Origin of the sequence: Streptacidiphilus monticola (genome assembly GCF_042658505.1) — a bacterium.
Taxonomy (GTDB): Bacteria; Actinomycetota; Actinomycetes; order Streptomycetales; family Streptomycetaceae; genus Streptacidiphilus; species Streptacidiphilus monticola.
On sequence record NZ_JBHSQJ010000047.1, the window covers coordinates 26,394 to 36,981 of the forward strand.

9 protein-coding genes and 1 pseudogene are annotated in these 10,588 nt (G+C 76.2%); 3 read left to right on the plus strand and 7 right to left on the minus strand.

Annotation, left to right across the window (positions count from 1 at the left end):
- Positions 1-673, minus strand: a 673-nt coding sequence (locus ACFP3V_RS12200; RefSeq protein ID WP_380582930.1) for an SDR family NAD(P)-dependent oxidoreductase, incomplete at its 3' end; no start/stop codon positions are given.
- A gap of 55 nt (positions 674-728) precedes the next feature.
- Here ACFP3V_RS12200 and ACFP3V_RS12205 point away from each other — a divergent pair.
- Complete coding sequence (locus ACFP3V_RS12205; RefSeq protein ID WP_380582932.1) at positions 729-2,060, plus strand: PP2C family protein-serine/threonine phosphatase; 1,332 nt, start codon at positions 729-731, stop codon at positions 2,058-2,060.
- Positions 2,061-2,663: 603 nt separating this feature from the next.
- Here ACFP3V_RS12205 and ACFP3V_RS12210 read toward each other — a convergent pair.
- Both ACFP3V_RS12210 and ACFP3V_RS12215 read right to left on the minus strand, forming a co-directional pair.
- Complete coding sequence (locus ACFP3V_RS12210) at positions 2,664-3,155, minus strand: hypothetical protein (protein WP_380582934.1); 492 nt, start codon at positions 3,153-3,155, stop codon at positions 2,664-2,666.
- Positions 3,152-5,632, minus strand: coding sequence for a molybdopterin oxidoreductase family protein (locus ACFP3V_RS12215; RefSeq protein ID WP_380582936.1), 2,481 nt, complete (start codon positions 5,630-5,632; stop codon positions 3,152-3,154). Before ACFP3V_RS12215 ends, ACFP3V_RS12210 begins: the two co-directional genes overlap by 4 nt.
- Positions 5,633-6,095: 463 nt before the next feature.
- Here ACFP3V_RS12215 and ACFP3V_RS12220 point away from each other — a divergent pair, with 463 nt between their 5' ends.
- Together ACFP3V_RS12220 and ACFP3V_RS12225 are read left to right on the plus strand one after the other, a co-directional pair.
- The gene (locus ACFP3V_RS12220; RefSeq protein WP_380582938.1) at positions 6,096-7,265 is read left to right on the plus strand and encodes an MFS transporter; all 1,170 of its coding nucleotides are present in this window, start codon (positions 6,096-6,098) and stop codon (positions 7,263-7,265) included.
- Positions 7,266-7,353: 88 nt separating this feature from the next.
- Entirely contained in the window at positions 7,354-7,545 is a 192-nt protein-coding gene (locus ACFP3V_RS12225) for a DUF2795 domain-containing protein (RefSeq protein WP_380582940.1), read from the plus strand.
- Positions 7,546-7,656: 111 nt separating this feature from the next.
- Here the strand turns inward: ACFP3V_RS12225 and ACFP3V_RS12230 are convergent.
- The 4 genes and pseudogenes from ACFP3V_RS12230 to ACFP3V_RS12245 all read right to left on the minus strand — a co-directional run.
- A pseudogene (locus ACFP3V_RS12230) lies at positions 7,657-7,797 on the minus strand (glycosyltransferase); the annotation flags it as partial.
- A complete protein-coding gene (locus ACFP3V_RS12235; protein ID WP_380582942.1) occupies positions 7,794-8,666 on the minus strand; it encodes a glycosyltransferase family 2 protein in 873 nt (290 codons plus the stop codon). The pseudogene ACFP3V_RS12230 and the gene ACFP3V_RS12235, both read right to left, overlap by 4 nt.
- The gene (locus ACFP3V_RS12240; protein ID WP_380582944.1) at positions 8,663-9,652 is read right to left on the minus strand and encodes a glycosyltransferase family 9 protein; all 990 of its coding nucleotides are present in this window, start codon (positions 9,650-9,652) and stop codon (positions 8,663-8,665) included. Before ACFP3V_RS12240 ends, ACFP3V_RS12235 begins: the two co-directional genes overlap by 4 nt.
- Positions 9,649-10,588, minus strand: a 940-nt coding sequence (locus ACFP3V_RS12245) for a PfkB family carbohydrate kinase (protein ID WP_380582946.1), incomplete at its 5' end; no start/stop codon positions are given. The genes ACFP3V_RS12245 and ACFP3V_RS12240, both read right to left, overlap by 4 nt.

Sequence of the window (10,588 nt, forward strand, 5' to 3'; positions counted from 1 at the left end):
CCGCCCGCTCGGCGTCCGTGGACAGCAGCGGCATCGAGGCGGCGGCCGCGAACCAGGCGTACTCCGCCTCCTGCCGGCCCTGGAACCGGGCCGCGCCGTGCGAGCCGGTGCGCATCAGCCCGGGCAGCACCGTGGTCACGCTGACGCCGTCGCGGGCGAGTTCGGCGCGCAGCCCCTCGGACAGGCCGGTGCCCGCGAACTTGGCCGCGACGTAGGGCAGCAGGTGCGGAGCGGCGATCCGGCCGCCCACCGAGGTGATGTTGACGATCCGCCCCCGGGTGCGCCGCAGTTCGGGCAGCGCGGCCAGGGTCAGCCGGAGCGGGGCGAAGAACATGGTCTCCATGGCCTCGCGGTAGTCCTCCTCGCCGGCTGTGCGGGCCGGCCCGACCTGGATCACGCCGGCGTTGTTGACCAGCATGTCCAGCCGTCCGAACCGCTTCATGGCGGCGTCCAGGAGCCGTTGCGGGGCGTCCGCGTCGGTGATGTCCACGGCCACCGGCACCACCTCGGCGCCCTGCTCACGCAGCATCCCGGCCGCCGTCTCCAGCCTCTCGGGATCGCGGGCGCAGATGACCACGCCGAAGCCCGCCTCCGCCAGGTGACGGGCCAGCAGCAGCCCCAGGCCCCGCGACCCTCCGGTCACCACCGCCGCCTGCCGCGCTCCGCCCTCCATGAGCGACCACCTCCGTGCCCGTGCCTGCCGTCCGGTCCCCGGGCGGCTACCCGGTGTGCCCGCGACCACGCCGGGGCAGTCGCGGAACGTGGGCGACTACGACCTGGACGAGGTCCTGCAACAGGCGCTGGACCGGCTGACCCTGCTCGCGGACGCGGGCAGCGCCCTGGCGAGCACCCTCGACCTGCGCGAGGCGCTGCACCGGGTCGGCCGGATCATCACGCACCGGCTCGGCGACTGGTGCTGCCTCGACGTCGTCGACGACGCCGGTGGGCTGGAGCGCGCCTGCGTCAGCCACCACGACGAGTCCGTGGTCACCCGCAACTTCCTTGGGGCGCTGCCGTTCCCGCCGGACCGCGCGGACCGTCCGCTGGCACGGGTGCTGCGCGGCGCGGGCCCGCTGCTGCTCGGCCCGGAGGCGCTGCGACCGGAGGAGCTGACGTCCGGTGAACTAGCCCTGCGGCAACTGGAGTTGTTCCGGGAACTCGGGGCCCGCTCCGCCATCCTGGCCCCGCTGCGCAGCCGCCGGGACGTCCTCGGCGCGCTGACGGTGGCCCGCACCCGCCCCGGGCCGCAGCTGGAGGAGGGCGATCTGCCCCTGGTCGAGGACCTCGCCCACCGGATCGCGCTCGCCGTCGACAACGCGCGGCTGCACCGCAGCGCGCACCGCATCGCCGAGCGGCTCCAGCTGTCGCTGCTGCCGGAGCTGCCGGACGTGGCCCCCCTGCAGCTCGCGGCCGACTACACGCCCGCGCAGGCGGCGGCCCAGGTGGGCGGGGACTGGTATGACTGCTTCCGGCTGCCGCAGGGCGACCCGGCGCTCATCATCGGGGACGTCGCCGGCCACGACCTGCGGGCCACGGTGGCGATGAGCCAACTGCGCAACATGCTCCGCGGCATCGCCTGCGACCGGCAGGAACCGCCGGAGCAGATCCTTCGGCGCCTGGACCTGGCGGTGCACCACCTGCACCTGCAGTCGACGGCGACCTGCGTGTACGCGCTGGTGCAGGGCGGGGCGGAGGGGCCGTGGCAGCTCCACTTCAGCTGCGCCGGACACCCGCCGCCCCTGCTGGTCTCCCGCGACGGGGACACCGAACTGCTCGACGGGGCCCAGTGCCTGATGCTGGGCGTGGACCCGGAGCAGGTCCGCTGGAGCCTCACTTCGCCGCTGCCTCCCGCGTCCACCCTGGTGCTGTACACCGACGGCCTGGTGGAGCGCCGCGGCGAACCCCTCGACCACGGGCTGACGCGGCTGCGCCGGCACGCGGCCTCCCTCGCCCGGGAACCGCTGGACACCTTCGTCGCCGAACTGGTGGCCGGCCTGGACGGGCAACTCGGGGACGACGTCGCGGTGCTGGCGCTGCGCGTGCCCGGAGCCCCCCGCTGACCCGCCGCGCGGCTGACGGTGCCCCAGCCCGCCCGCACCACCCGCCCACACCGCTGCCCGGCACCCGGGGAGCGGGGCGGGCCGGGGCCCGGGCAAACCCGCCGCTCCCACCGGACACTCCGTGCCGGCCGCTGTCAGCGCGCACCCAGCGCCGCAAATGCCCACCCACCGACCCCGACCAGGACCCGGAACGGTGCGGGCCGGGGCGGTCCACCGGTCAAACCCCGCCGCTCCCACACCGGACAGTCCCACACCGGACACTCCTATGCCGGGCACTGAGTGCGCACGCAGCGCGCAAATGCCCGCCCACCAGCCCCGGCCCGGGGCGGGCCGGGGCGGGGCGGGGGCCGCTGCGCACCCCGAACGGCGGCCTCCCGGCCGTCCGCTCCGCCCGGGGCCGGGGCCGCCGGGGCCCGGGGCTGGGCGAAGCCCGGGGCGGGGCCCGGGGCGGGGCGGAGCAAACGGTCGAACCCCGCCGGTCCCGCCGGGCGCTCCCAGGCCGGCCGCTGTCAGCGCGCACCTAGGGCGCAGCGCAAACGCCCACCCACCGGCCCCGGCCCAGGGCGGGCCGGGCCAAGGCCCGGGGCGGGCCGGGCCATCGGGTCAGGTGCTGGTGAGGACCTGTGGCGAGAGGATCTTCACCAGGGTGTTCGTCCAGCGCATCTGACGCAGCGTCTCCGGGTGGCAGCGGGAGGCGAGTTCGAGCAGCGGCTGCTCCTTCATGGCCTGACCGGCCTGCGCGAGCATCTCCCAGTGCAGGCTGTTGCGCGCCGCCGCGAGGTGGAGTTCGGTGAGGTCGTGCAGGAGCAGCAGCCCGGGCTCGGGCCGGCGGCCGAGCGCCTCGGCGGCCTTCTCCCGCAGCGCGGCCAGCGGGCCGGGCGTCTCCTCGCTCTCCGCGGCGGGCAGGTCGGCCCCGTACCCGGGGGCGGTGTGTGCCAGCAGCTCCCGGTGGCGGCGACACCAGCGGCTGACGTCCAGCGCCACGTGGTGGACCTCGTGCTCGGTGCGGTGGCGCTCGGCGACCTCGTGGAGCTGCCGCTCCAGCTCGGCCTCGCCCTGGTAAAGGTCCTTCAGCAGCCTGCTGAGGGCGCTCATGGTCCGCTCACCTCCTGTGCCGCGTCGGCGAGTTGCTGGTCCGCCTCGGCGGCCGGACCGCCGGCCGTGGCCGGCGCGGCGTCGGGGCGGACGGGTGCGGACGCGGTGGTCGTGGGGGCCGGGGCGGGGACGCCTTCGCCGGAGCGGACCAGGGTGATCCGGGCCGCCCCGGACTTGAACAGCGGCTGCTTGGAGACCGGGTCCCAGTCGGTGATCGTGGTCTCGTTGGCCGCCCGCCCGGCCTCGGGCCCGCCGGGCCGGTCACCGCCCGGGGTGTCCCAGTAGCCGTAGTGGAAGGGCAGGAACAGCTCGCCGTCGCGCATGGCGGTCACCCGCAGCCGCGCGCGGACCGCGCCGCGCGGCGTGGCGACATCCACCACGTCGCCCTCGGCGAGGCCGCGCCGCGCGGCCTCGCCGGCGCCGATCTCCACCCACATCTCCGGTGCCGCCGCCTGCAGTTGGGGCACACGTCCGGTCTTGGTGCGGGTGTGGAAGTGGTAGAGCGTGCGGCCCGTGGCCAGCCGCAGCGGGTACTCCCCACTGACGTCCTCGTGCGGCGGCAGGTACTCGGCGGCCTTGAGCACCGCCTTGCCCTCGGGGTTGAGCGCCCGGTACTCGGTCTCGCTGACCGAGGCCCCGGTCACCAGGTCCTTGCCGTAGCTCTCGCAGACGTCGGGCGCCGCCCAGGCCGGACCGTCCCGGTAGAGCCGCTCGGTGCCGTCCGGGGCATCCGCCGTGCACGGCCACGGCACGCCGCCCGCGGCGAGCCGGGCGTAGCTCAGGCCGGTGTAGTCGCAGGGCCGGCCGGCGCTGCACCGCTGCCAGGCCGCGAAGGCCGACTCGGGGTCGTGCCAACTCACCAGCGGGCCACCGTCCTTGTCGCGGAAGTCCATCCGCCGGGCGAAGTCGAGCAGGATGTCGAGGTCCGGCCGGGCCTGCCCGGGGGGCTCGACGGCCTTCCGGCTCAGGTGCACGGTGCGGTCCGCGTTGGTGAACGTCCCCGTCTTCTCCCCCCACGTCGCGGCGGGCAGGACGACGTCGGCCAGCTGCGCGGTCTCGGTCAGGAAGAGGTCCTGGACCACTGTGAACAGCCGCTCCTGGCCCAGCACGGCGCGCACGCGCGCGAGTTCGGGCAGCGAGACCGCGGGGTTGGTGCCGCTGATCCACAGCATCCGCACCGAGCCCTGCTCGGCGTAACGGAAGATCTGCATGGCCGGGGTCGGCGGCGCGTAGTGCGGGATGGTCTGCGGCTCCACGTTCCAGACCCGGGCCAGGTCGGCGACGTGCTCGTCGTTCTCCCAGTTGCGGAACCCGGGGAGGTCGCCGTTGGCCCCGCACTCGCGGGTGTTCTGCGCGGTCGGCTGCCCGTTCATCTGCAGCACGCCGCAGCCGGGCCGGCCCAGCATGCCGCGCAGCAGATGGATGTTGTTGACCTGGCACGCGGCCGCGGTGGCCTGGTGCGACTGGTAGACGCCCTGGAGCACGGTGGACAGCAACCGCTCGCAGCCGCCGATCAGTTCGGCCGCCTCCTCAAGGTCCCGCACCGGGACGTCGCAGATCCCGGCGGCCCACTGCGGGGTGCAGGGCTCGACCATCGCGGCCAACTCGGCGAAGCCGACGGTGTGCGCGTCCAGGTAGCCGCGGTCGATCCGGCCGGTCCGGATCAGCTCGTGCAGCAGGCAGTTGAGCAGGGCGACGTTGGTCCCGCTGCGGGGCGCCAGGTGCACGTCGGCCAGCCGGGCGACCGGCGTCGGGCGCGGGTCCACGCACAGCAGCCGGGGCGGGTCGGCGCCTTCCAGCCGGTCCAGCATCCGCATCCACAGCACCGGCTGGGTCTCGGCGACGTTGTGGCCGTACAGGGCGATCACGTCGGCGTGGTCCACGTCCGCGTAGCTCCCGGGCTGCCCGTCGCAGCCGAAGGTCTCCTTGAGCGCCTCGGCGGCGGTGGCCGTGCACAGCCGGGTGTTGCCGTCCAGGTGGTTGGTGCCGATCCCGGCCCGGGCGATCACGGTGAGCGTGTAGTACTCCTCCAGGAAGAGCTGCCCGGTGGTGTAGAAGCCGATCGAGCCCGGTCCGTGCTCCGCCAGCAGGCCACGGGTGCGGTCGGCGATCAGCTCCATGGCCGCGTCCCAGGTCGCCGGGACCAGGCTGCCGCCCTCGCGCACGAGCGGGGTGGTCAGCCGGTCCGGGGAGGCGTTGGCCTGCCAGCCGTAGAGGTCCTTGGGTCCCAGCCGCCCGTGGTTGACCCGGTCCCCGGCCCGTCCCCGGACACCGACGATGCGCCCGTCCGCGACCGCGATCTCCATGGCGTCGCCGTTGGAGTGCAGCAGGGAGGCCGCGGGCACCCAGCGCTCCACCTGATCGGGCGTCAGCCCCGGCGCCAGGTGGCTGTCCACCCGGACGGGCCAGCGGCCACCGCGGGGATAGGGCGTCCGTGCGCCCCAGGGCTCGGCGATGCGGTCCGTCCGAAGATCCATGGGCGTACTCCTCCCCGCGCCGGTGCGCGGTTGTCGAGGGCAGGTCGGGACCGCGGCACGCGGTCGCGCCGCGGTCCGTCGGCGGACACCGGGCGGCTGCCCGAACCGTCCCGGTTCATTCCTCCGGACCACCGCCCCGACCTGCTGTGACCAACGACACCCACTGCCATCCTTCCTGTCCGGTGGGCGAGTTGACCGGCGTGGCGGACACCGCACGTCGGGACGCTTCGGAACGGGGCGGGCACTGGGCATAGTGGGCGTCGGCCCGCCGCAGATGCCGGGTGGCCTTCCCTGTCGCTTGCTGCCCCCGGAACTCCCTGCCGTGCCCCAGTCCTCACCTCCCCCTGCCCTGCCCCGGTCCGCTGTCCGCATCCCCCGCCAGCGCTCCGTCCCCGCCGCCCCGACCGCGCCTCCCGCCGCTGCGGCGAGCCGCGCCCCGTGGCGCAGCCTGCGGCATGCCGGCATGCGCTGGTGGTCGGCGGCCAACCTGGTCTCCAACGCGGGCACCTGGATGCAGCTGACGGTCCAGAACCTGCTGGTCCTCCAGCTCAGCGGGTCCGCCGCGCTCACCGGCCTGTCGCTCGCCCTGCAGGTGGCCCCGGGGCTGCTCCTCGGCCTCGCGGGCGGAGCGGCTGTGGACCGCTGGCCGCTCAAGCGCACGGCCGCGCTGAGCCAGCTGGCCCTCGCGCTGATCGCGTTCGCCACGGCGGGCCTGGTGGCCTCCGGCCTGGTCACCGTGGGCCTGCTGCTCGTCCTGACGGTGCTGACCGGCCTGGTGGCCACGGTCGAAGGCCCCGCCTGCGCACTGCTGGGCAACGACCTGGTCCCCCGCGAGGACGTGCCCTCCGCCATCGCGGTCGGCTCGGTCGTCAGCAGCACCGGCCGCCTGGCGGGCACCGCCCTGGCCGGTGTGCTGATGGGCGTACTGGGCCCGGCGAGCGCGTACGCCGCCAACGGTCTCTCCTTCCTGTGCGTGGCGGCGGTCATCCCGCTGCTGCGCCTCCCGGCCCGGACGGAGCAGACTGCCCAGGCGCCCCAGGAGGCGCCGATCGCGCGGGGCGGCCTGTCGTACTTCCGTACCCGCCGACGCCTGCTGGCGCTGGCCGCGCTCGCCGCACTCGGCTCGGTGCTGGGCCGGAACTACGGCCTCACGCTGGCCGCCCTGGTCACCGGCCCGCTCCACGGCGGTCCGCAGGGCTACGGCCTGGTCTCCGCCGTGCTGGCCCTGGGCGGCACGGCCGGCGCGGTCCTGGCCGGACGGCTGCGCCGTCCTTCGGTGCGCCTGGTCGCCCTGGTCACCGCGCTGGGCGGCGCGGCCCAGGCCCTGGCCGGGCTGAGCCCGACGCTGCTGCTGCTGGTCCTGCTGGTGGTGCCGATGGCCGTGCTGGAGTCGATGGCGGACACGGCGGTCACGACGATCCTGCAGACCGACCCCCCGCCCGGGCTTCGGGGGCGGGTACTGGGCACCTGGCGCAGCCTGTCCACGGTGTGGGGGTTGGCAGGCCCCCCGTTCCTCGGCGTGTTCATGCAGCTCGCGGGCGTCCGCACGGCGCTGGCCGCGGGCGGCGCGGCGACGGCGGCGTCGGTGGCGGTGGGCGCGGCGGTGCTGACGCGACGTCAGAAGCCCAACTGACCGTCGGTGCATGGCCGCCGAGCGCGTGGGGCAGCCGCGAGGGGACCATCGGCTGAGCAGGGAAGAAGCAAGCGCAGGAGGCAATCTGATGGCCGACCTCAGCCCCATCGATCTGCAGAAGGCCCTGAAGGGCGCGAACTACCCCGCCGACCGCGACGAACTCGTCGAGTGCGCCCGCTCGAACGGCGCCGACGACTCACTCGTCTCCAAGCTGTCCGACCTGGGCGCCAGCCGCTTCGACGGCCCCAACGACGTCCAGCAGGCCGTCTTCCGCGAGTAGCCCACCGAGGCACAACCGCTCCGCCCGGCCCAGCCGCCCCCACGTCGGCGGCCGGGCTCACGGCATCTGCGCCTACGACCCGGCGGCGCAGCCGCGGAAGACGGCGCGGCCGGCCGTGCCGTCGTACGAGCCGTTGTCCACCACGACCACCTGCGGCTGCTCGGGCAGCTCGGCCAACCGGTCCAGGCTGTGCAGCAGTTCGGCCCACCGGTTGTGGGTGATCACGACGACCGGCACCCGACGGTCCGTCACCCGGCCGCCCTCGCTTGCCGTTCCAGCCGGGCCAGCGCCGCCTCGGTGCGGGCGGGCAGTGGACGCCGCTCGCGCAGCGCCACCGGCAGCACCGCGGCCGCCGCGCGCAGCGCCCTTGCGGCCTCCGGGCTCCGGAGGGCGGCGTCGCGGATGAGTGCGGCGGCCGTGCGGCCGACGACCGGCCAGGGGCGCCGCAGCACGGCGGTGAGCAGGGCGTTGCGCCGCAGTTGAGCGGTTCGGCCCGGCCTCGGGCCGGGGTCGGGGTCGTGCCGGGCGCGGACGGCCGGGCAGTAGACGAGTTCCCAGCCGGCGGCGTGCAGGTCCATCGCCAGCAGCGCCTCCTCCCCGCCGATGCCCACCAGCGGGTGGAAGCCGCCGACGCCGAGGAAGGCCTCCCGGCGGACGACGGCGGCGCAGGCCAGGAAGCCGAGCACGGACGGTCCGGGCAGACCCGCGTCGCTGCCCAGCGGAGACGCCGCCAGCCACTCGTTGAGCGGGTCCGGCCGGGGCGGGTCCTGACCGACCCAGGTCGCGGCGGCGACCAGCCCCAGCCGGGGCCGGGCGGCCAGGGTGCGGGCGGCTTCCGCGCAGGCTCCCGGTTCCCACCAGGAGTCGTCGTCGGCGAAGGCCACGAAGTCGGTGCCGAGCCGCGCGGCCCCGAGGTTGCGGGCGGCCGCGCCCAGGTTCCGACGCAGCGTCAGCAGGTCGACGCCGGGCTGCCCGCTGCGCACCGCCGCTCCCGTGCCGTCGCTGGAGGCGTTGTCCACGAGGACCACGGGCGGGCGTTCCGGCAGGGACCGCAGCCGGTCCAGGGTGGCCAGGGCGCGTTCGCGCCGGTTGCGGGTGATGACGACGACCCCCAGGCTCATGGCGCGGCCACCGGCCTCGGCAGGGCGTCCAGCACGTCGAGGGAGTCCAGGGCGTCGTGCACTTCCGCCACGGTGATCCGCAGCAGCCGGGGGTCCGGGTCCCTACCGTGCGCGTCTCCCGGGCGCGGCCCGGCGTCACCGGGGTCCGGGCGCCACAGGGCGAGGTGCCGCGAGCACGGCGGCGGGCCCCAGATGCTGGGCGAGACCGGCCCGAACAGGGTCACCGACGGCGTGCCCAGGGCCACGGCGAGGTGGGCGAGGCCGGTGTCGCCGCTGACCACGGCGCGGGCCCCGGCCACCAGGGCGGCGAGCGCGTCGAACGGCACGTCGGCCCGGCCGCCGCAGACGGCGTCCGGCGGCAGCCCGGCCGACTGCCGGATGCCGTCGGCCAGTTGCCACTCCCCCGCTCCGGCGCTGAGCGCCACGGAGACCCCCCGGTCGCGCAGCCCGGCCGCCAGTGCGGCCCAGCGCTCGGGCGGCCACCGGCGGGCCCCGGCGTCCGCGCCGGGGTGCAGCAGGACGGCCCCGGGGGCGGGCGAGGGGCGGGCGGGCGGGTCCAGCCGGGTCTGGCCGGGGTCGGCGGGGATGCCGTACCAGCCGAGCAGACGGCACCAGCGCTCGCGCTCGTGCTCGTCCTCCCGCCATGTCGGGCCGTCCACCGCGCTGAACGCCAACAGCCGTGCGGGACGCAGCGGTTCGAGGACGCGGCGGCTCTCAGGGCCGCTGCCGTGCAGGTCGATCGCGGCCACCGGAGGCGGTCCGGTCCACGGGGGCGGCTCGGGGACGCCGCGTCCGGCGGCGTGCGCGGGCAGCAGCCGGTCCACGCACCCGGTGGCCCGGGCCGCCTCCCGCAGCCGCTCCGGTGCGATCAGCACCAGCTCGTGCGCGGGCCACCACCAGCGCACCGCCCGCAGCGCCGGAAGCCCGGTGAGCAGGTCGCCCAGCCCCAGCGCGCGCAGGACGACGACGCTCTGACGCTCCGTCACGGCGGGGTCGCCTCGGTGGCCAGGGCCGCCCGGCGGGCGAGCGCGCTGGTGGAGTGGCCGTCGAGGTAGGGCAGCACCAGGGCGTCGCCGCCCCACTCGGCCAGTGCCGCCGCCTCCGGCAGCCCGGCGGCGGTGTAGTCGCCGCCCTTGACCCACAGGTGCGGACGCAGGGTGCGCAGCACCGCCTCCGGCGTGTCCTCGTCGAACACCGCGACGGCGTCCACGCAGCCGAGTCCGAGCAGCACCCGCGCGCGGTCGGTGGCGGAGTTGAGCGGGCGGCCCGCGCCCTTGAGGCGGCGCACCGAGTCGTCGGAGTTGAGGCAGACGACCAGGCAGTCCCCCAGTCGGCGGGCGGACTCCAGCAGGCCCACGTGCCCCGCGTGCAGCAGGTCGAAGCAGCCGCCGGTGGCCACCACCGTGCCGCCCCGGGCTCGCACCGACGCAGCCAACTCCTGGGCGCTGGAAGGTATTTCGTCATCCCCGGCCGAATCGTCGGTCCAGGTCCTGGCGGCGCTCACCCCGCCCGCCGCGACGAAGTCCGCCGCGGCGAGCACCGCCCGCTCCACGGCCTCCTCGGCGATCCGCCCGTCGGCCAGCGCTGCGGCGGTCGTGGCGGCGAAGCAGTCCCCCGCCCCGCAGGGATCGCCGGGTGCCGCGTAGGGCGCGGGGATCAGCATGGGGCTGTCCGCGCCGCGCCCGAGGAGCGCGCCTCCCGCGCCGAGCGTGACGGCCACGGCTCCGGCCCGCCAGCGTTGCGCCAGCAGGGCCGCCCGCCGCGCGTCGGCGGCGAGTTCGTGCCCGCCCACCTCGGGCGCGAAGCCGCACGCCTCGGCGCGGTTGGGCGTGGCCAGCCGGACCCCGGGCACGGGCGGGCCGCCGCGCGGGTGCGGGTCCCAGACCACCGCGGCGCGGCGGGTGCGTGCGGCGAGGGCGTCG

Excerpts from the sequence above, each read along its gene's own strand:
- ACFP3V_RS12220 (WP_380582938.1), top strand. The coding sequence starts at position 6,096 with ATGCGCTGGTGGTCGGCGGCCAACCTGGTCTCCAACGCGGGCACCTGG.
- ACFP3V_RS12235 (WP_380582942.1), bottom strand. The coding sequence starts at position 8,666 with ATGAGCCTGGGGGTCGTCGTCATCACCCGCAACCGGCGCGAACGCGCC.
- ACFP3V_RS12225 (WP_380582940.1), top strand. The coding sequence starts at position 7,354 with ATGGCCGACCTCAGCCCCATCGATCTGCAGAAGGCCCTGAAGGGCGCG.
- ACFP3V_RS12210 (WP_380582934.1), bottom strand. The coding sequence starts at position 3,155 with ATGAGCGCCCTCAGCAGGCTGCTGAAGGACCTTTACCAGGGCGAGGCC.
- ACFP3V_RS12215 (WP_380582936.1), bottom strand. The coding sequence starts at position 5,632 with ATGGATCTTCGGACGGACCGCATCGCCGAGCCCTGGGGCGCACGGACG.